Genomic DNA, 18,729 nt, shown 5'->3' with positions numbered 1-18,729 from the left:
CCGGAAACGGCGCGTGAAAGGTTGGAGACGCAACCCGGACTCATTATGGTGGCCGGATGGCTGAAGCGCAGGCATCCCCCACACAGGCGACGACCACGCCGTTCGCGACCGCTTTCCGCGGCTATGAACAGACCCAGGTGGACGAACACATCGCGAAGCTGAACGCCGAACTCGCCAACGCGGCGCGACACCGCGACGAGGCCACGGCGTCGGTCGCCGAACTCACGAAAGCGCTGAGCTACGCGCAGAAGGAACTCAGCGACACCAAGAACGCGCTCGCCCGCATGGTGGAGGACCCCGCCGGACCCGCCGCCATGACCGAACGGGTCAAGACCATGATGCAGCTCGCCGAGGAGGAGATCGGGGAGCTGAAGGCGAAGGCCGACAAGGAGGCCGCCGACATCCGCGCCGCTGCCGACGCCTACGCCGAGAAGACCCGGACCCGGGCGCAGGCGGAGGCGGAGAAGCTCGCCGCGGAGGCGTCGGCCGAGCGGGAACGTCTCGACAAGGAGGCCGAGGAGCAGCGGGAGGAACTGCGCACGACCGTCGAGGCGGAGCTCGCCGCGCAACGGGAGAAGACCGAGAAGGAGACCGCGGAACTGACGCGGACCACCGAGGAGAGGACCCAGGCGATGATCAGCGACGCCGAGAGCAGGCTCGCCGAGGCCAGGGCGTTGCGCAAGGAGGCGTACGAGCTGCGGTCGGCGGTGTACGAGCGGCTCTCCGCGACCCAGTCGGCGTTGCAGAACGCGGTCGAGCGCCTGGGTTCCGACCCGAGTCCGGAGGAGATCGAGGCCCAGGACGGCGCCGGGAGCACCGAGAAGCAACCGGTCTGATCGAAGCCGAGACTCGGTTGCCGTGGACCGAGGGATGGGGTGAGAGTGCCGATCATGCGTACCGTGCTCGTCACCGGGGTCAGCAGAAGCAACGGCATCGGGTTCGCCATCGCGCGCCGGCTGCTCGACGACGGGCACCGGGTGTTCGTGCAGTCCTGGTCGCCGTACGACGCGACGGAGCCGTGGGGAGCGGATCCGCGCGGCATCGACGGAGTCCTCGCGAAGCTCGCCCGCGGTGACGACGATGCCGAGTCGCGTTCGGACGCACTCGGGCACCTGGAGGCCGACTTCGCCGACCCGTCCGCACCCGAACGGGTTATTCGGGCCGCGAGGGCGCGCTTCGGCACGATTGACACGGTGATCGCCAACCACGCGCGGAGTTCGGTGGCGACCCTCGACGAGGTGAGCGCCACCGAACTCGACCTGACGTGGGCGGTGAACGTGCGGGCCACGTTGCTCCTGGCGCAGGCGTTCGCGCGCCAGTACCGGGAGGCCGACCCGAAGCCGAGGTCGGGCCGGTTGGTGCTGTTCACCTCCGGGCAGCACCTGGCACCCATGGCCTCGGAAGTCCCCTACGCCGCCACGAAAGGAGCGTTGCACCAGCTCACGTGGACCCTGTCGGACGCGCTGGTCGACGACGGCATCACGGTCAACACCGTGAATCCCGGCCCGACCGACACGGGGTGGGCCGACGAGGACCTGACCTCCGCGGTCGCCGACCGGCTTCCGCGGGGGCGCTGGAACAGCCCCTCGGAGGCCGCCGCGGTCGTGTCGCTTCTGTTGAGCGGCGACGCGGCCACGATCACGGCGAACGTCGTGGACGCGGAAGGCGGCTTCCGACGCTGGCAGCCGTGACGCCGCGGCCCCCTGCCGCGGGTGACATCGAGCTGCCGGACCTGCGCCGACGGTGCACTATCGTCGAGTGGATTCCAACGCCGTCCCACAGACATCGTCGGTCGTCGACTTCCAGGTGTACGGCCTCGACGAGAGCTTCCACGGTGCACGCTGGGTGGACTTCTTCGAGGGGCTGCCCGGTACACCGCCCTGGGCGTTGTGGCTCGGGCACCGGCGACCCGATTCGGACAGCGGCGTGCGTGTCGGCACCCTGCCGAAGGCACGCTACGAGGCGGTCATGTGCCCGAACGGCAAGGACCCGCTCGTGGAGGTCGCGTTCAGCGGAGCCTTCGGCGCCATCAACGTCACGTTGCCCGACGGCTCGGTGACCAGGCCCGACGGCCTCATTCCCGCGCTCGTCGAGCATGCGGAGAAGGAGGCCCGCCGCTATGCCGAGTGGCCGATCGTGTGGTGGCGCATCGAGGGAGCGCAGGTCAGGGCCCGGGTCTGGCGTTTCGCGGGCGGTTGGGCGGCGTTCTCGACCGCGCTCGACGACGCCTACCTCGTGGCCGTCGGCGTCGGTATGGAACCGGCCGATCTGGCGATGGAACCGGTCCGCGACGCCGCCGTCTACCACGCCGACCTCTCGCTGCCGCTGAACTTCGCCGAGCTCGGCAGGCAGAAGAGCAGCCGCCCCGAGGCCTGGCTGCCGCCGCCCCGCCGCGACGCCTTCCACCCCGACCAGCTCGCGTTCGTGCCGGACGAGCCGGAGGCGTGAAGGCGGCCTCGGGGACGTCAGCGGCGTCTACCCAGCCCGGGTAGGCCACCACTGACGGTGTAGACCGAGGTCGACTGGTTTCTGCGCTCCCGTTCCTCCCGGGACGGCGAGCGCGGAACGTGCTTCAGATTCAGGAGAACCGTGTGAATCTCCGTGCGAATGGCGTTGGCCTGCTGTCGCTGCTTCTCGGAAGTGGCAAGCCCGGCCATCCGATGTTCCAGCGATGCGATCCTGTCGCGGTGGCGGATGAGCGGATCCGAGCCAGCTCGGGATTGTCTGCGCTTGCGACGGCCCATCCGTTCCTCCGTTTCCGCGCCGCGGGGCGGCGGTCGAGGTGATGTTCGACACTTTGTCGGAACGAAAGCACACAGTGTTACGGGCGGCGGCCGGCCGGGCAGGCGAACCGCTCGGTCGGGTTCCCTTGTCGAGCACCATGCCGTCACTACAGTGAGACGCGCTGGTGGTTCGTCCTCCGCCGAGGCGGTGGGCGAGGCAAGAGGGAACCCGGTGGGAATCCGGGACTGCCCCGCAGCGGTGAGTGGGAACGAACGCCGTGGCCGGTCGCTCGACCGGTTCCAACGCACTGGGCCACACGGCCTGGGAAGCGACGGTCAGTAGGAGCCCCGGGTGGGAGCCGGGTCGTGCCCGCGAGTCCGAAGACCTGCCACCGGTGCGCACACCGCCGGTGTGCGTGACCTCCGGGCGTTCGCGGGCAACCCCGGCGGACGAGTGGTTCGGCGACGTCGCGTCGCCACCCGCTCGCCTGCGAGGCCGCCGTCGCACGTCCGGTGCCGCCGTCGAGCTCGCGAGGAGAGAGCCTTGACCAGCACAATCGGATCGACCGTACTCGGTTATCCCAGGATCGGACCGAACCGGGAACTCAAACGAGCGCTGGAGAACTACTGGGCGTCGCGCATCAGCGAGGCCGAGTTGCGGGACATCGCTCGCGACCTGCGTGCCGACACCTGGCGTTCGTTGCGCCAGGCCGGACTCGACTCGGTACCCGGCAACACGTTCTCCTTCTACGACCACGTACTCGACACGGCGGTGACCTTCGGAGCCGTGCCCCGCCGGTACGCGGACCTGGGACTGAGCCCACTCGACACCTACTTCGCCATGGCGAGGGGCGTGGAGTCGACGCCGCCGCTGGAGCTGACGAAGTGGTTCGACACCAACTACCACTACCTCGTGCCGGAGATCGGGCCGGACACGCGGTTCTTCCTCGCCGACCACGGTGTGCTGGGGCAGGTTCGGGAGGCCGACGAGCTCGGCATTCCCGTCCGGCCCGTGCTGGTGGGTCCGGTGACGTTCCTCCTTTTGTCCAAATCGGATTCCGAAGCGGCTCCCGGATTCCGTCCGCTGGACACAGTGGACGAACTGGTCGACGCCTATGCCGAACTGTTGCGCGAACTCGCCCGTGCCGGTGTGGAATGGGTGCAGCTCGACGAGCCAGCGTTCGCCACCGACCGCACCGAAGCCGAACTCGCGGCACTCCGCGAGGCGTACCGCTCGCTCGGCTCGCTGGCCGAGCGTCCGAAGCTCTTCGTTGCCGGCTACTTCGGTGACCTCGGGGAGGCACTGGAGATCCTGTCGGACGCCCCCGTCGAGGCCGTGGGAGTCGACTTCGTGGCCGGTGACCCGGGCCTGGACTCACTGGCCGCGTTGCCGGGCCTGCGGGACAAGACGCTGGTGGCCGGACTGGTCGACGGCCGCAACGTCTGGCGCACCGATCTCGACCGTGCCCTCACCACGGCGGCCACACTGCTCGGCCTGGCGGGCGAGGTCGCCGTCAGCACGTCGTGTTCGCTGCTGCACGTGCCCTACGACGTCGAAGCGGAGCCGAACCTCGACCCGCAGGTGGCCTCGTGGCTGGCGTTCGCGCGGCAGAAGGTGCACGAGGTCGTCGTCCTCGGCAGGGCACTGCGCGAGGGGCGCGACGCGGTGGCCGAGGAACTCGCCGCGGCTCGGCGAGTGGTCACCGACCGGGTGAACGCCGAACGGGTGCGAGACGAGCAGGTCAGGCGTCGCCTGGCGGGGCTGCGGCCTCAGGACACCCGCCGGACCGACTACGACGTCCGCCGGGAGGCTCAGCAGGAGGCGCTGCGGCTGCCACCGTTGCCGACGACCACCATCGGATCGTTCCCGCAGACCGCCGATGTGCGCAGGAGCAGGGCCGCCCTGCGCCGAGGCGGTATCGACCACGCCACCTACACCAGCCGGATGCGCGCGGAGATCGAGCGGGTGGTGCGGTTGCAGGAGGAGCTGGGGCTCGACGTCCTCGTGCACGGCGAGCCCGAACGCAACGACATGGTGCAGTACTTCGCCGAGCACCTCGCCGGTTTCGCGGACACCGAGCACGGCTGGGTCCAGTCGTACGGGTCGCGCTGTGTGCGCCCGCCCATCCTGTTCGGCGACGTGTCCCGGCCTGAACCCATCACCGTCGAGTGGGCCGCGTACGCGGCGAGCCTCACGGACCGGCCGGTGAAGGGCATGCTGACCGGACCGGTGACGATCCTGGCGTGGTCGTTCGTGCGTGACGACCAGCCGCTCGCGGACACGGCGAAGCAGGTGGCCCTGGCCATCCGCGACGAGATCGCCGACCTGGAGGCCGCGGGACTCGGCGTGATCCAGGTGGACGAACCAGCGCTGCGGGAGCTGTTGCCGCTGCGGGCCCACCGGCACAAGGAGTACCTGGACTGGGCCGTGGAGGCGTTTCGGCTGGCCACGTCGGGTGCACGAGTGAGCACGCAGGTGCACACGCACCTGTGCTACTCGGAGTTCGGCGACGTCATCGACGCGATCGCCGCGCTCGACGCCGACGTCACCAGCATCGAGGCCGCGCGGTCGCGGATGGAGGTGCTGGGCGATTTGGGGGCCGCCGGATTCGCGCGCGGAGTCGGGCCCGGCGTGTACGACATCCACTCCCCGCGGGTGCCGGAGATGGCCGAGATCGTCGAACTCCTGCGGGCCGCACTGGCGTCGGTGCCGTCCCCACGGCTGTGGGTGAACCCGGACTGCGGGCTGAAGACCCGAGGCTACGCCGAGGTGGAGCCCGCGTTGCGCAACCTGGTCGCCGCGGCCACCGAGGTGCGGCGCACGCTGGGATAGCAGGGGCTCCCGCGCCGCCACTGGATGGGACGGTGGCGGCGCGGGCGCTGACCCTGCGGGCCGGTTCCGCGCGTGTGAGGCTTGAGAAGGCAACGGCCCCTCCGACGAGCGCGAGGTGCCCCATGAGTGACCCGGTGGCACAGGTGCGGCAACACAGCGATCAGCGGCGCGCGGAGATCGTCGACGTGCTGGTGAACGCCTTCGACGAGCTGATGCGGGCCGACCCGGCGGCGTTCCGCAAGAAGTTCCGCAAGATGGCGGCCGACCCTTACAGCTTCTACCGGGGCGCGGCCTGCGTCTTCTACCACGACATGGCCGCCGTCGACGACCCGTGGGCGGACGAGCGCACCGGCCGGGTGTGGATCCAGGGTGACCTGCACGCCGAGAACTTCGGCACGTACATGGACTCCTCGGGCGTGCTCGTGTTCGACGTCAACGACTTCGACGAGGCATACCTCGGCAGTTTCACGTGGGACCTGCGCAGGCTCGTGGCGAGCGTGGCACTGCTGGCGTGGAACAAGGCCGTCTCCGACAACGGTATCCGGCGGCTCGCCGAGATGTACCTGCGCGCCTATCTCTCCCAGGTGCGACACTTCGCCGAGCACCCGGGTGACCAGAAGTACCGGCTGCAGCTCGACACCACCGACGGAATCGTGCACGAGGTACTCCTGGACGCCCGCATGAAGACGCGCGTGGAGTTGCTGGAGCACCTCACGGTGGTGGACGGTCACGACCGGCGCTTCCGGCGCGGAGCCGGGGTGCGAGAGCTGGACGAGGCCGAACACGCCGCCGCCACGCGCGCCTTCGGCCAGTACCTACGCACGATCCCCGAGAACAAGCGCTTCGGAAGCCTGACGTACGAGGTGAAGGACATCGTCGGGCGGCAGGGCTTCGGTATCGGCTCGGCCGGGCTGCCCGCGTACAACGTTCTGGTGGAGGGCCGTACCCAGGCGTTGGAGAACGACGTCGTGCTGTCGATGAAGCAGGGCAACGTGGCCGCGCCCAGCCGTATCGTGCCCGACGAGCGCATCCACCGGTACTTCCGGCACCACGGGCACCGCACCGCCGTGTCACAACGCGCGTTGCAGGCGCACGCCGATCCGTGGCTCGGCCACACGGAGATCGGCGGTACCGGATTCGTGGTGTCGGAGCTGTCGCCCTACGTCCAGGACCTCGACTGGTCGGACCTCACCGAGCCCTCCGACATGGCTTCCGTGCTCGACTACCTCGGCCGCGCGACGGCGAAGATGCATTGCGTGGCCGATGCCGACTCGAAGCAGACGCTCGTGACGTTTCAGGTGGAGCAGGCCATCGCCGAGGCGGTGGGACGAGACGACACGGAGTTCGTGCGGTCGCTGACCGAGTTCGGCATGCGCTACGCCGTGCAGACGCGCGAGGACCACCGGCTTTTCGTCAACGCCTTCCGTGGCGGCGAGATCCCGGGAGTGCAGTCGTCGGTGGCCTGGTGAGGGTCACTGCTTAGTCCACTCACCGCAGCGGTTCGTCTGGAAGTCCTGGCCTTCCGACAAGGTCACCGAGGGGTTGCCGCCACCCGGGAGGCCGTTGTTGATCACTCCCTCGAACCCGGTGACACCGGTCTGGCGGATCTCCCAGTAGCACATCGAGCTCACGTCTGTGGCGCGGTAGGTGCCGGGCTCGATGTCCACCCCGACGGTCCAGACCCCTTCGCCGATGGTGTTGGCAGCGACTTCCTGCTCCTCCTTTTGAAGGGCCGCCTCCCGGGCGTCGAGTTCGGTGCTGCGCTCGTCGAGTTCGATGTTGCGCTCGTCGAGTTCGGCCTCCCGCTGTTGGAGGGCCTCCCGCTGCTCCCCGGGGATCTCTCCGGGAACTTCGACCTGCTCGGTGACGACCTTGGTCGCCTTGCTGTCACCGACGGCGCCGACGGCGAGGCCGAGCAGGAACGCGGCGGCGCTACCCCAGACGGTAATCCAGCCTTTCCGCACGGGGGTGTGGCTTCGTCGGGTGTTGCTCGCGTGTGGGGTCCGGCCGGTACGGGGCGGGGGTTGCGAGTGCGGACTGCTCAACTCGCACCGGCGGAGGTCTACGCCACGAGCCGTTGCAATCCGCGTAGTAGGCGGTCGAGGGTGGCGGTGTCGGTGGCGTAGTGGCGGCGCAGCACGCACCGTGTTTCGGCGGCGGCCTCGTCGTCGGGGTCGACAGTCGGCCACTGCGGGACCAGGCCGAGGTGCAGCTCGGCGGTCGGCGGGTCATCCACCACGGCGGGGAGGATGTCGGTGGCGGGTTCGTGGCTGTCGAGTGCCCACAGTCGTGTGGTGGGCGGGCAGGCGCACTCGGGAGGGCGGAGCACGGCGACAGGCGCGTCATACATGGGTGGGTTCCCGGTGGGTGACCATGCGGTGGGCGAGGTCGGCGACCTGGCGGCCGACGGCGTGAAGGTGGCGGATGTCGTGTGGTGCGGCGTCCGCGAGATGCGCCAACGCACCAAGAACTTCGTAGATATGGCACCAGAGTTCGCGGGCCGGTCCGTCGTCGACGATCGGCGTCCACTCGGGCGGACTGGCGATGTCGAGAATTCCGGCGGCGCGGTCGTGCAGGTCTTCGCGGGTGCCGCCGGTGGCATCGCAGAACTCGGCGACAGTGTCGACCAGTAGATGCCACTGATGCTGGGTGAGGTGGGCATGGGTCACCGGGCGGCCCCCTCGATCACCGGAGTCCACTCGATCTCGTCGGCGCGGGCGATCATGTCGCAACCAAGCGCGCGGAGGGCTTGACCAATCTCGCGGAGCCCATCGGCGGGGAGTTCGCCGCCGTCCTGGGCGTGCAGCAGGGCAAGGGTGATCTCACCAATGCCGGCGTTCACGCGACTCAGGCGAGCCAGCAACTCGCGATCCTGGCCGATCATTGCGGGCCACCCTCGTCGGACTCGCGGCTGGCCGCGGCCTGTTCGTCGGCCCGGCCGTCGACTTCCTCGTCATGCACAACGCGGCCGTCCGGCGCGCATCGGTAATCGTGGCTCGGCGTGCTGCATGATCCGTTGATCCAGCTCATGAGGGCAGCATCGGGCGAGTGGTCCCGCCTCGGGAGGGGTTACGCCATGCGCATGGCCTGGGAGTTACGTCAGCACATCGAGGCGCGCTTCGAGCCGGGCGCTTTCCGCCTGCCGCATGCCGTCGAGCAGTCGGCGGGCCTCCGTAACATCACCCTCTTTGACCAGGGCTTCCGCCAAGTACGTCGTGTACAGACCGCGCTCTCGGACTCGGGTGGGGTCGTACCGGCTGAGCGCATCGCTGAGCAATTCGATGGCCGCGGATGGGCGATTCAGTTCCACCATGCATCGCCCGCGCATAACGTTGATCTCATCCTGGTCGAGCCAGTATGCCCATGTGGGGGCTGGCTCCCGGGCGTCGGCGAACACGTCGTCTACCTCGTCGAGGACACGTGACGCGGCCGCTGCATCCCCGACGCGGGCGTGCGTCCACGCGAGCCGGTCGAGTAACAATGCCCGCCCGATGCCGTCGGCACGGTCGGCGACGGCGGACGCGAGTAGCACCGCCTCCGCCCGGTCGGACATGGCTGGCGAGTTCGCGAGCTGGTAAGCGAGGCTCGACAGCGCGGAAGCACCGAAGTCGAGGCGACCGGCCTGGGTGCCCGCCTTCGCGGCGGTGAGGTAGAGGTGTGCCGCGTCGGTCACATGACCGGCATCGGAGGCGACCCAGCCCGCGATCTGCCCGAGTTCGGACAGACCAGCCAGCGCGGTGGTGTCGTCGCGACACGCCGCGGACGCGGCCTCGAACGAGCGACGCACCGACGGATACAGTTCGCGGCCGCCCACGAAGTCGTCGAGGCGACGGAACTGGGCGGTGCGGTCCGCGATGAGTGCAGCCAGGTCAGGGGCGTTCTCGAACGCAGCTTCCGCAGCCGCGTCCAGAACACGCGTGCTGCACGTGGTCTCGGCCGCGTCGAGCTGGTGGCACAGGCTGAGCAGCGCACCGTTCGCGTTGACGAGTTCGTCGAGCCGTTCGGCAAGGTCATGGGCAACGGCTTGCCGGTCGGATTCGTAGCGGGACAGGCTCGCTTGCGAGACCGGAACCATGTGCGCGAGCTGGGATTGCGAGAGCCCGGCTTCGGTCCGCAGACGGCGCAGCCGCTGGCCGAACGTCTCCATGAGTTCACCTCGTTCGCGGAGTCGTGCCTCTTCGCGGAACCCCGGGGGCCTAGTCCGGGGCAACCGATCTCCGCGAAGCGATGCACCTGCCAGGGTAGTCAAGAACAACCTTATGGTGATCGGTCCACTGCCGACAGTGATCACTCGTCGCCGAGCGTGTTGGCGGCCTTGCCCGTGAGTTCGGTTCCTGGGATAGCAGGAGAAGGCCGGCCGCTGGCGAGTCTGCGTGGCCCCGGCGGGAGGAAGGAGATACTGATCAGCCGTCTACCTAGAACTGGTAGTACAGGAACGGGCTGAAGGTGCCCGTGGCGACGAGGATGGCGGCGTAGAGCGCGCCCACCGTCATCACCGTGACCCGCAGCGCGGCGGCGGGCTTGGTGCGAGCCGACTCCAGGAGCGGGCCCGTCACGGGGGAGGCGGGCAGGAAGAACACCACCAGCGCGAGCAGGAGCAGGACGAGGCGTTGGTTGGTGAACGCCGCCCCCACGACCTCGGTCAGGCCGGTGAAGTCCGGCAGCAGCATGTTGCCGATCATCGTGAACGCGTATCCGAGGTCGGGTGCCCGGAAGAACACCCACCCGACGATCACCAGCACGAGCGTGAGCGCGCGGCGTCCCACCCGTGCGCCCGGCGTGTGCGGTGTGCGGTCACGGCCGGTCGCGCGCTCGACCACGAGCAGCACGCCGTGGTAGACGCCCCACACCACGTACGTCCACGCGGCGCCGTGCCAGAAGCCGGTCAGCAGGAAGACGATCCACAGGTTGCGGTAGGTCTTCGCCGCACCGCCCCGGTTGCCGCCGAGCGGGATGTAGACGTAGTCGCGGAACCAGCGCGACAGCGACATGTGCCAGCGTCGCCAGAACTCCGTCACGGTCACCGACGAGTACGGGCGGGCGAAGTTCTCCGGCAGGCGGAAGCCCAGCATGCGGCCGAGACCGATGGCCATGTCCGAGTAGCCGGAGAAGTCGAAGTACAGCTGCAATGTGTAGGCGATCGCGCCGAGCCACGCGATCGCGAACGTCATGTCGTCGGACGGGGTGGAGAAGCAGGCGTCCACCAGCGGGGCGAGCGAGTCGGCGATGACCGCCTTCTTGCACAGGCCCAGCGCGAACCGGGGGAAGCCCGCCGCGATGTCGTCCAGCCGGTGCGACCGGTGCTGCGGCAGCTGGTCGGCGATCTCGTGATACCGCACGATCGGCCCGGCCGCGAGCTGCGGGAACATCGAGATGTAGGTGCCGAACGCCACCGGGTTGCGCAGCGCGGCGCGTTCACCGCGGTAGATGTCCACCACGTACGAGATGTGGTGGAACGTGAAGAACGAGATGCCGATCGGCAGCGCGAGTTCGGCGATGGGGAAGTCGCCGCCGAACAGTTGCGCGAACCAGGCGATCTGCTCGGTCGCGAACCCCGCGTACTTCCAGACCAGCAGGATCGAGAGGTCGAAGGCGATGACGCAGATCAGGAGTGTGCGCCGTCGCGATTGCAGGCGAGGACTCCACGGGTCGGGCTCCAAGGCAGGCCCCGCCGCGTAGTTCACCACCATGCACGCCAGCAGCAGGAGCGTGAACGCGCCCGCGCCCGTGGCGTAGAAGATCAGGCTGCCGACCGCGACGATGCCGTTGCGCCAGCTCCGCGGTAACACCAGCACCGCGACGAGCACCGCGGGCATGAAGTACCACAGGAACAGTGGCGAGACGAACGACATTCAACGGCCCCCCGGTCACGATCGCGCACGGTGACTCTAACGGAGGGCATCCCTCGATGAGGCGAATGTGGTGGACATGCGATCGAGGCACCCGGAGTACGGGAAGTGCGGACACGCGTACCGGAAGTGCGGACACGCGTACGTAGGACGCGGACACGCCGGTGGGTGGTCACCATGCCGGCGTGTCCGCGACTCAGGGACGCTTGTTCGCAGTTTCGGGACGGCTCCCGGGCAGGCGTACTACACGCGGCCCGCGGCGCGGCGGCGACGTGCGACCTCGGCCAGCAGCACCGCACCCGCGACGGAGGCGTTCAGCGACTCGACGCCGGCGGCCATGGGGATGGACACGGTGTAGTCGCACGTCTCCCGCACAAGCCGCGACAGCCCGCGGCCCTCGGATCCGACCACCACGACCAGCGGGTCGACGTCGATGTTCATCGTGTCGATGTCCACCGAACCGTCGGCATCCAGCCCCACGATCATCAGGCCCTCGGACGCCCACTCGCGCAGCTGCCGGGTCAGGTTCGTGGCCATACCCACGGGAAGCCGTGCCGCCGCGCCAGCGCTCGTGCGCCACGCGACGGCGGTCATCCCGGCGCTACGGCGGCTCGGCAGCAGCACGCCGTGCGCGCCGAACGCGGCGGCGGAGCGGATGACCGCGCCGAGGTTGCGCGGATCGGTGACCCCGTCGAGCGCGACGAGCAGCGGAGGCTCACCCGACTCGCGGGCGGCCTTCAACAGGTCGTGCGCGCTCGCGTAGGAGAACGGCGGCACCTGGAGCCCGAGCCCCTGGTGCACGGCCTTGTTGGTCTTGCGGTCGAGCTCGTCGCGGGGCACTTCCAGGATGGAAATGCCCCGGTCCGCGGCGACGCGCACGGCCTCGGTGACACGGTCGTCGGCGTCGACGTTCAGCGCGACGTACAGGGCCGTGGCGGGCACTCCCGCGCGCAGTGCCTCGACGACGGGGTTGCGGCCCGCGATGATCTCGGGGGTCTCGGCCGACTTCTTGGCGGCGGTGCGCTTCTGCTCCGCGCGAGCGGCGGCGGCAGCGGCCCTGCGTTGAGCCGGGTGCCCTGGCCGCATCTCCGCCTTCGGGGTCGGGCCCTTGCCTTCGAGGCCCTTGCGGCGGTTGCCGCCGGAGCCGACGACGGAACCCTTCTTCGTGCCCTGCTTGCGCACCGCTCCACGGCGATGGGAATTGCCTGCCATACGTCAGTCTCTCACTGTCCACATGGGACCATTAGGGGTGTCTTCCACCGAGATGCCCGCTGCGGCGAGCCGGTCGCGGATCTGGTCGGCCAGGGCGAAGTCGCGGTCGGCTCGGGCCTGCTGCCGGTCGGCGAGCATGGCGTCGACCAGCCTCGACAGGGCCGCGGCCTCGGTGCCGGTGTCCTCGGCCCACTGCTCCGACAGCGGGTCGATGCCGAGGACGTCCACCATGGCACGGACCGTCTCGGCCAGTTCGAGCGCCTTGTCGCCGTCGGAGGCGTCGAGCGCCGCGTTGCCGTCGCGCACCGTGTTGTGCAGCACCGCGAACGCGTGCGGGGTGCCGAGGTCGTCGTCGAGTGCCGCGGCGAACTCGGCCGGCACCCGACCGACCCGCACGTCGCCCGAGGACCCTCGCACGCGCCGGAGGAACTGCTCGATCCTCCGGTAGCCCTGGGCGGACTCGGAGAGAGCGGCGTCCGAGTACTCGATCGTGGAGCGGTAGTGGGGCTGGATGAGGTACGCCCGGAGCTCCACCGGCCGGTACCGGCGCAGCATCTCGGGGATGGCGACCACGTTGCCCAGCGACTTCGACATCTTCTCGCCGGACATCGTCACCCACGCGTTGTGCAGCCAGTACCGCGCGAACCCGTCGCCCGCCGCCAACGACTGTGCGCGCTCGTTCTCGTGGTGCGGGAAGACGAGGTCCACACCGCCGCCGTGGATGTCGAACTCCGAACCGAGATAGGCGGTGGCCATGGCCGAGCACTCCAGGTGCCAGCCGGGCCGCCCCGGACCCCACGGCGTCGGCCAGGACGGCTCGCCGGGCTTGCTGCCCTTCCACAGCGTGAAGTCGCGGTGGTCGCGCTTGCCCTCGGCCTGGCTCTCGCCCTGCTGGACGTCCTCCATCCGCTGTCCGGACAGAGCTCCGTAGCCGTCGAACGACGCTACGGAGAAGTACACGTCGCCCCCGGCCGCGTAGGCGTGGCCGGAGTCGATCAGCCGCTGGATCAGCTCGATCATCTGGGTGATGTGCCCGGTGGCGCGGGGCGTCGCCGAGGGCGGGAGGCAACCGAGCGCCGCGTAAGCGTCCTCGAACGCGCGCTCGTGGGTCGCCGCCCACTCCCACCAGGGGCGGCTGGCCTCGGCGGCCTTGGTGAGGATCTTGTCGTCGATGTCGGTGACGTTGCGCACGAAGAGCACGTCCAGTCCGGAGTGGACGAGCCACCGGCGCAGCACGTCGTAGTTCAACGCGCCCCGGACGTGCCCGATGTGCGGTACGCCCTGCACGGTGGCCCCACAGACGTAGATGGACGCCGTTCCACTGCGCGCGGGATGGAACTCGCGCACCTGCCTGGTCGCGGTGTCGAACAGTTGAAGGACCACGTCGCAAATGGTACGGGTCAGAGCACCGAATGCTCGCGCAGGGCGGTGCGCAGCCCGTCGGTGCGCTCGGTGGTCGGCAGCGGGTCGACCAGCGCGAACGCGCAGCCGAGCTGGGTGGCGCCGCCGTCGGCCTCCTTGCTGTCACCCACCATGAGGGTGCGTTCGGCGGAGACCCCGAGCCGGTCGAGCGCGATGCGGAACACCGCCGGGTCCGGCTTGATGGCGCCGACCTCGTACGAGAGCACGAAGTCGTCGACGTGGGTGTCGTAGCCGTGCGCGGCGAACGCGGGCCGGATGTCGAACGCGATGTTGCTCAGCACGCCCACGGTGACGCCCGACGCCGACAGGCCGCGCAGCACCTCACCAGTGTCGGGGTAGGGCGTCCACTCCGACGGGTCGATCAGCCTGCGGTAGAGGGCCTTGGCCTGCTCGACGCGCGGGATGCCCGACTGGCGCAGCACCTCCAGGTACACCTTGCGGTGCAGGACCGGGTCGAGGTCGCGGTGGTGCCACGCGTGCAGGTGTTCCTCGTCGAGGTCGACGGTCAACGTGACCGGGGCCGTCATGCGGCGCAACAGTTCGGCCTGCGCCTCGACGTCGAGCGGATCGCCCCGGTGGTCGGTGAGGTCGGTGAGCCAGCTCGCCTTGTGCTCCAAGCGGAAGAGGGTGCCCGAGAAGTCGAACAGCACCGCCTCGATCGCCACGTGTCAGCTCCTCTCGGTCGGCAGCAGCAACGCCGTCGCGATGGCCGCGACGCCTTCACCTCGTCCGGTGAGGCCGAGCCCGTCGGTGGTGGTCGCCGAGACCGACACGGGACCGCCGACGGCGTCGCTCAGCACACGCTGCGCCTCGTCGCGGCGCTTGCCGATCTTGGGTCGATTGCCGATGACCTGGACGACCGCGTTGCCCACCCGATACCCGGCGTCGGTGATCCTCGCCCGGACCTCCGTGAGCAGCTCGACACCGTGGGCGCCGGCCCAGCGGTCGTCTCCCGTGCCGAAGACCGAGCCCAGATCGCCGAGCCCCGCGGCGGAGAGCAGCGCGTCGCACAGGGCGTGGGAACCGACGTCGCCGTCCGAGTGCCCCGCGCACCCGTCGGCATCGGGCCACCGCAGGCCGACGAGCCAGCACTCGCGGCCCGCTTCGATGGGGTGTACGTCGACGCCCTGGCCGATCCTCATTCCCGTCCCTCCAGCAGCGCTTCCGCCACGGTGCGTTCGAATGCGGTACTCACCCGGATTCCGTTCGGGTGTCCGGAAACGGTGCGGACGGACACGCCCACGAACCCCAGGGCTTTCGCCAGGTCCGTCCGGGAGAGGAAGTCCGCCGCGAATCCTCGCGGTGACTGAGCCCGCCGCAGGCTCTCCCGATCGGTCGTGCGCGTGATGACGCCGTCGGCGCCGACGACCTTCACGGTGTCGGTCACCGGCTCCACCGGAACGGCTACGGGCGCCCCCGCCCGAACCGCGTCGACGACCCCGCGGATGCTCTCCGCGGGCGTGAACGGTCGGGTCGCGTCGTGGACGAGCACCACGTCCTGGGTTGCCGGTTTCGCGGCTCGCAAGGCCAGCCGGGCTGATTCGATGCGGTCACCGGCACCGGAGACGAGAACGACGCGAGGATCACCCACTGCGGCGAGTGCGTCGGCGTAGCCGCCGTGACACGGTGGCGGACCGGCCACCACGACGTGGTCGACACAGTCCGCGGACACGATGCCGCGCACGACATGTGTCAGGAGTGCTACGCCTCGTACGGGCGCGAGTGCGCCGAATCCCTCACGATCTTCGGCCCCGAGCGGGACCAGTGCGATGACGTTCGGCAGCGACTAGACCACCGCGGTTTCCAGCACCTCGTCGAGCAGCACCTCGGCCTTGTTCTCGTCGGTGCCCTCGGCGAGCGCGAGCTCGCTGACCAGAATCTGCCGCGCCTTGGCCAGCATCCGCTTCTCGCCCGCGGACAGGCCACGGTCCTTTTCCCGCCGCCACAGGTCGCGCACCACTTCGGCCACCTTGTTGACATCGCCGGAGGCGAGCTTCTCCAGGTTGGCCTTGTACCGACGGGACCAGTTCGTCGGCTCGTCGGTGTGCGGAGCCCTCAGCACGTCGAAAACCCGGTTCAAACCGTCCTGACCCACGACATCACGCACGCCGACGACCTCGGCGTTGTCAGCGGGGACGCGAACCGTAAGATCACCCTGCGCGACCTTGAGGACGAGGTACTGCTTCTCCTCGCCCTTGATCACGCGGGTTTCGATCGCTTCGATGAGTGCGGCACCGTGGTGCGGGTAGACGACGGTCTCTCCGACCTTGAAAACCATGTGTCCTCTGCCCCTTTCGCTGTGTCCATCTTAGCACGCGGTTTCGGCTCCGAACCAGAGACCCGACCTCGTTGTCGCAGGTCAATGGCCTGATTGTCGCAGGTGAGGGGGTTGACAAATGCGTAATTCGCATACTCACGCAGGTGGCGACGGGGGCTTTCGGGAGCATTCCGGTAATCCATTGTGGACGCGTTTGTCGATGTTGATCTCGGCGCCGCGGTGAAGCCGGGGTGAAGTCTGCGCCACACCCGTGGGGCACCGGGTGACGTCCTCGACGCGCGCCCGGGATAGTCTCGGCGACAGGCAGCCCTGAGTAGGAGGGACTCCAGAGTGAAACGTCGCACGGTGGGTTCGAGGGCCGCATCGGTGGGGCCGATCGTGGCCGCTGTCGGTGCCGCACTGCTCGTCACGGGATGCGCCGCCGGGCAGATCACGCAGACGGACACCCAGGTGGCGGCGATCGACGGCACCTCGGCCGAAGTCGGCCCGATCGCGATCCGGAACGCGGAGGTCGCCCTTCCGGAGGGCGCCGGGCCCGAGGCCCCCGTGTACCCGCAGGGCAGCGACGCCGAGACCATGATCTGGATCGTCAACCAGAGCGACCAGGCCGACGAGCTGGTGTCGGCGAGCACCGAGGCGGCGGACAACGTCGTGCTCGAGGGCTCCCGCGCCGTCCCCGCGTACCGCACGCTCGTGCTGGGCCAGGACGCGCCGGCCACGGGTGACGAGGTCACGGGCGACCCCACGCGGGGCTCGCTCACGCTCCAGGGGCTCAAGCGCGAGCTGCGTTCCGGCCAGATGATCGACCTCACGCTCACGTTCCGTGATGCGGGACAGGTGACGTTCGAGTTGCCGGTGACCCTGCCCGACGAGCCGCGGACCAAGTCGCCCGAGCCCGAGGGCGAGGGCGGCGGTCACTGACCCCGGCCCGTTCGACTCCACCTCGCCGACTGTCGGTGGCGCGCGTTAGCGTCGGCCCGTGGTGAGGAAGGGATCGAGTTACCGCTGCGCGGAGTGCGGCCACGAAGTCGCGAAGTGGGTGGGGCGCTGCCCGGAGTGCCAGGCCTGGGGAACCGTCGAGGAGCGGGCCGGCTCGCGCGCGCCGATCGCCACGGTGGCGGCGGGGGCGCCCAGTTCGCCGGCCAAGCCGATCGCCGAGGTCGACGTCGAGGCCTCCCGTGCCAAGCCCACCGGGGTGTCGGAACTCGACCGAGTGCTCGGGGGCGGTCTCGTTCCGGGCGTCGTCGTCCTCCTCGCGGGTGAACCCGGCGTCGGCAAGTCGACGTTGCTGCTGGAGGTCGCCTACCAGTGGGCCGCGCGCAGCGAGGCTGCCGCACTCTACGTGACCGGCGAGGAGTCCGCGGGTCAGGTGCGGTTGCGGGCCGAGCGCACGGGCAACGTGCACGACCGCATGTACCTCGCCGCGGAGAGCGATCTCGCGGCGGTGTTCGGGCACGTCGACGACGTGAAGCCGGGCCTGCTCATCGTCGACTCGGTCCAGACCATGTCGTCGCCGCAGGCCGACGGCGCTCCCGGCGGCGTGACGCAGGTGCGGGCGGTGACGGCCGCGCTCGTGGCGCTGGCCAAGGAGCGCGGGCTCCCGGTCGTGCTCGTCGGGCACGTCACCAAGGAGGGCTCGGTCGCGGGGCCGAGGGTGCTGGAGCACCTCGTCGACGTCGTCCTGCACTTCGAGGGCGACAAGCATTCGACGTTGCGCATGGTGCGGGGCGTGAAGAACCGGTTCGGCGCCGCCGACGAGATCGGGTGCTTCGAACTGCACGACGACGGCATCGAGGGTGTACCCGATCCGTCGGGCCTGTTCCTCAACCGCCACGCCGAAGCGGTTCCCGGCACGGCGGTCGCGGTCACGGTGGAGGGCAAGCGGCCCCTGCTCTGCGAGGTGCAGGCTCTGGTCGCCGAGTCGGCGCTGCCGCAGCCCCGGCGCGCGGTGAGCGGACTCGACTCCGCGCGCGTGAGCATGGTGCTCGCGGTGTTGGAGAAGCGCTCCGGCAACCCGATCGGCGGCAAGGACGTCTACACGGCCACCGTCGGCGGCATGAAGGTCACCGAGCCTGCGGTCGACCTGGCCGTGGCGCTCGCCGTGTGGTCGGGAATGCGGGACCTGGCGCTGTCCCCGAGGCTCGTCGCCATCGGGGAAGTGGGCCTGGCCGGGGAGGTGCGTCGGGTCACCGGCGTGGGCAGGCGACTGGCCGAGGCCGCGCGCCTGGGCTTCACCCACGCGCTCGTGCCGCCCGACTCGGGTCCGTTGCCGGACGGCATCAAGACGCTGGAGGTCGGCGACCTCGCGAGTGCTCTGCGCGCGGTGGAGTACGTCCCCGGCACGCGCCCGGCGGACCAGACCGCGTCGCCGTCGGCGTGAGAGGGGCGGCCACGCGCGTGTGCGGGCGGCCG

Annotated in this window: 20 protein-coding genes and 1 riboswitch; of the genes, 7 read left to right on the top strand and 13 right to left on the bottom strand. The window is 69.7% G+C overall.

The features are described from left to right. The first annotated feature begins 56 nt into the window (after positions 1 to 56). The 5 genes from SACAZDRAFT_RS11105 to SACAZDRAFT_RS11085 all read left to right on the top strand — a co-directional run bounded on the left by SACAZDRAFT_RS11105 (position 57) and on the right by SACAZDRAFT_RS11085 (position 7,025). Positions 57 to 836, top strand: coding sequence for a coiled-coil domain-containing protein (locus SACAZDRAFT_RS11105; protein WP_005441629.1), 780 nt, complete (start codon positions 57 to 59; stop codon positions 834 to 836). Between the two features lie 54 nt (positions 837 to 890). After that, positions 891 to 1,691 carry an SDR family oxidoreductase gene (locus SACAZDRAFT_RS11100; RefSeq protein ID WP_005441628.1) on the top strand — a complete coding sequence of 267 codons (801 nt, stop codon included), beginning with the start codon at positions 891 to 893 and terminating at the stop codon, positions 1,689 to 1,691. A 67-nt stretch (positions 1,692 to 1,758) separates the two neighbouring features. Continuing rightward, positions 1,759 to 2,448, top strand: coding sequence for a hypothetical protein (locus SACAZDRAFT_RS11095; RefSeq protein WP_005449426.1), 690 nt, complete (start codon positions 1,759 to 1,761; stop codon positions 2,446 to 2,448). A 444-nt stretch (positions 2,449 to 2,892) separates the two neighbouring features. After that, a riboswitch (cobalamin riboswitch) is annotated at positions 2,893 to 3,131 on the top strand. Between the two features lie 136 nt (positions 3,132 to 3,267). Further along, positions 3,268 to 5,556 carry a 5-methyltetrahydropteroyltriglutamate--homocysteine S-methyltransferase gene (gene metE, locus SACAZDRAFT_RS11090; RefSeq protein ID WP_005441622.1) on the top strand — a complete coding sequence of 763 codons (2,289 nt, stop codon included), beginning with the start codon at positions 3,268 to 3,270 and terminating at the stop codon, positions 5,554 to 5,556. Positions 5,557 to 5,678: 122 nt separating this feature from the next. Beyond that, entirely contained in the window at positions 5,679 to 7,025 is a 1,347-nt protein-coding gene (locus SACAZDRAFT_RS11085; RefSeq protein ID WP_005441620.1) for a DUF2252 domain-containing protein, read from the top strand. Positions 7,026 to 7,028: 3 nt separating this feature from the next. Here SACAZDRAFT_RS11085 and SACAZDRAFT_RS11080 read toward each other — a convergent pair whose 3' ends face one another. From SACAZDRAFT_RS11080 to SACAZDRAFT_RS11025, 13 genes are all read right to left on the bottom strand, one after another. Further along, positions 7,029 to 7,520, bottom strand: a complete 492-nt coding sequence (locus SACAZDRAFT_RS11080) for a hypothetical protein (protein ID WP_005441618.1) — start codon at positions 7,518 to 7,520, stop codon at positions 7,029 to 7,031. A 98-nt stretch (positions 7,521 to 7,618) separates the two neighbouring features. Continuing rightward, positions 7,619 to 7,906 (bottom strand): hypothetical protein, encoded by a 288-nt coding sequence (locus tag SACAZDRAFT_RS11075; RefSeq protein ID WP_005441617.1) that lies wholly within the window; start codon positions 7,904 to 7,906, stop codon positions 7,619 to 7,621. Further along, positions 7,899 to 8,225, bottom strand: a complete 327-nt coding sequence (locus SACAZDRAFT_RS22465) for a hypothetical protein (protein ID WP_005441616.1) — start codon at positions 8,223 to 8,225, stop codon at positions 7,899 to 7,901. The genes SACAZDRAFT_RS11075 and SACAZDRAFT_RS22465 overlap by 8 nt, the downstream gene beginning before the upstream one ends. Further along, positions 8,222 to 8,440, bottom strand: a complete 219-nt coding sequence (locus tag SACAZDRAFT_RS11065; RefSeq protein WP_005441613.1) for a hypothetical protein — start codon at positions 8,438 to 8,440, stop codon at positions 8,222 to 8,224. The genes SACAZDRAFT_RS22465 and SACAZDRAFT_RS11065 overlap by 4 nt, the downstream gene beginning before the upstream one ends. Next, positions 8,437 to 8,586 (bottom strand): hypothetical protein, encoded by a 150-nt coding sequence (locus tag SACAZDRAFT_RS22985; RefSeq protein WP_157606996.1) that lies wholly within the window; start codon positions 8,584 to 8,586, stop codon positions 8,437 to 8,439. Before SACAZDRAFT_RS22985 ends, SACAZDRAFT_RS11065 begins: the two co-directional genes overlap by 4 nt. Before the next feature lie 64 nt (positions 8,587 to 8,650). Further along, on the bottom strand, positions 8,651 to 9,703 hold the full coding sequence (locus SACAZDRAFT_RS11060; RefSeq protein ID WP_005441605.1) for a helix-turn-helix domain-containing protein: 1,053 nt from the start codon (positions 9,701 to 9,703) through the stop codon (positions 8,651 to 8,653). A gap of 268 nt (positions 9,704 to 9,971) precedes the next feature. Next, positions 9,972 to 11,408 carry an MBOAT family O-acyltransferase gene (locus SACAZDRAFT_RS11055; protein ID WP_005441603.1) on the bottom strand — a complete coding sequence of 479 codons (1,437 nt, stop codon included), beginning with the start codon at positions 11,406 to 11,408 and terminating at the stop codon, positions 9,972 to 9,974. 240 nt (positions 11,409 to 11,648) lie between these two features. Continuing rightward, positions 11,649 to 12,617 carry a 23S rRNA (guanosine(2251)-2'-O)-methyltransferase RlmB gene (gene rlmB, locus SACAZDRAFT_RS11050; protein WP_005441602.1) on the bottom strand — a complete coding sequence of 323 codons (969 nt, stop codon included), beginning with the start codon at positions 12,615 to 12,617 and terminating at the stop codon, positions 11,649 to 11,651. A 3-nt stretch (positions 12,618 to 12,620) separates the two neighbouring features. Further along, positions 12,621 to 14,000 carry a cysteine--tRNA ligase gene (cysS, locus tag SACAZDRAFT_RS11045; RefSeq protein ID WP_005441600.1) on the bottom strand — a complete coding sequence of 460 codons (1,380 nt, stop codon included), beginning with the start codon at positions 13,998 to 14,000 and terminating at the stop codon, positions 12,621 to 12,623. Between the two features lie 17 nt (positions 14,001 to 14,017). Beyond that, positions 14,018 to 14,704 (bottom strand): HAD family hydrolase, encoded by a 687-nt coding sequence (locus tag SACAZDRAFT_RS11040; protein ID WP_005441598.1) that lies wholly within the window; start codon positions 14,702 to 14,704, stop codon positions 14,018 to 14,020. Positions 14,705 to 14,707: 3 nt separating this feature from the next. After that, positions 14,708 to 15,181 (bottom strand): 2-C-methyl-D-erythritol 2,4-cyclodiphosphate synthase, encoded by a 474-nt coding sequence (gene ispF / locus SACAZDRAFT_RS11035; protein WP_005441596.1) that lies wholly within the window; start codon positions 15,179 to 15,181, stop codon positions 14,708 to 14,710. Further along, positions 15,178 to 15,822 carry an IspD/TarI family cytidylyltransferase gene (locus SACAZDRAFT_RS11030; RefSeq protein WP_005441594.1) on the bottom strand — a complete coding sequence of 215 codons (645 nt, stop codon included), beginning with the start codon at positions 15,820 to 15,822 and terminating at the stop codon, positions 15,178 to 15,180. Before SACAZDRAFT_RS11030 ends, ispF begins: the two co-directional genes overlap by 4 nt. Positions 15,823 to 15,825: 3 nt before the next feature. After that, positions 15,826 to 16,317, bottom strand: a complete 492-nt coding sequence (locus SACAZDRAFT_RS11025) for a CarD family transcriptional regulator (RefSeq protein WP_005441592.1) — start codon at positions 16,315 to 16,317, stop codon at positions 15,826 to 15,828. 330 nt (positions 16,318 to 16,647) lie between these two features. Here SACAZDRAFT_RS11025 and SACAZDRAFT_RS11020 point away from each other — a divergent pair, with 330 nt between their 5' ends. After that, positions 16,648 to 17,238, top strand: coding sequence for a copper chaperone PCu(A)C (locus SACAZDRAFT_RS11020; RefSeq protein WP_005441591.1), 591 nt, complete (start codon positions 16,648 to 16,650; stop codon positions 17,236 to 17,238). Between the two features lie 58 nt (positions 17,239 to 17,296). Continuing rightward, positions 17,297 to 18,697 (top strand): DNA repair protein RadA, encoded by a 1,401-nt coding sequence (gene radA, locus SACAZDRAFT_RS11015; RefSeq protein ID WP_005441588.1) that lies wholly within the window; start codon positions 17,297 to 17,299, stop codon positions 18,695 to 18,697. Positions 18,698 to 18,729: the final 32 nt, after the last annotated feature.

The sequence above is a fragment of the Saccharomonospora azurea NA-128 genome (assembly GCF_000231055.2).
In the GTDB taxonomy this organism is placed as follows: Bacteria; Actinomycetota; Actinomycetes; order Mycobacteriales; family Pseudonocardiaceae; genus Saccharomonospora; species Saccharomonospora azurea.
Note: the sequence above shows the minus strand (reverse complement) of the source record. Positions and strands in the feature narration are given on the sequence as shown.

Coding starts and splice junctions, on each gene's coding strand:
- SACAZDRAFT_RS11065 (WP_005441613.1), bottom strand. CDS start 8,440: ATGATCGGCCAGGATCGCGAGTTGCTGGCTCGCCTGAGTCGCGTGAAC.
- SACAZDRAFT_RS11075 (WP_005441617.1), bottom strand. CDS start 7,906: ATGTATGACGCGCCTGTCGCCGTGCTCCGCCCTCCCGAGTGCGCCTGC.
- ispF (WP_005441596.1), bottom strand. CDS start 15,181: ATGAGGATCGGCCAGGGCGTCGACGTACACCCCATCGAAGCGGGCCGC.
- SACAZDRAFT_RS11100 (WP_005441628.1), top strand. CDS start 891: ATGCGTACCGTGCTCGTCACCGGGGTCAGCAGAAGCAACGGCATCGGG.
- SACAZDRAFT_RS11060 (WP_005441605.1), bottom strand. CDS start 9,703: ATGGAGACGTTCGGCCAGCGGCTGCGCCGTCTGCGGACCGAAGCCGGG.
- rlmB (WP_005441602.1), bottom strand. CDS start 12,617: ATGGCAGGCAATTCCCATCGCCGTGGAGCGGTGCGCAAGCAGGGCACG.
- SACAZDRAFT_RS11055 (WP_005441603.1), bottom strand. CDS start 11,408: ATGTCGTTCGTCTCGCCACTGTTCCTGTGGTACTTCATGCCCGCGGTG.
- SACAZDRAFT_RS22985 (WP_157606996.1), bottom strand. CDS start 8,586: ATGAGCTGGATCAACGGATCATGCAGCACGCCGAGCCACGATTACCGA.
- SACAZDRAFT_RS11025 (WP_005441592.1), bottom strand. CDS start 16,317: ATGGTTTTCAAGGTCGGAGAGACCGTCGTCTACCCGCACCACGGTGCC.
- SACAZDRAFT_RS11085 (WP_005441620.1), top strand. CDS start 5,679: ATGAGTGACCCGGTGGCACAGGTGCGGCAACACAGCGATCAGCGGCGC.
- SACAZDRAFT_RS11105 (WP_005441629.1), top strand. CDS start 57: ATGGCTGAAGCGCAGGCATCCCCCACACAGGCGACGACCACGCCGTTC.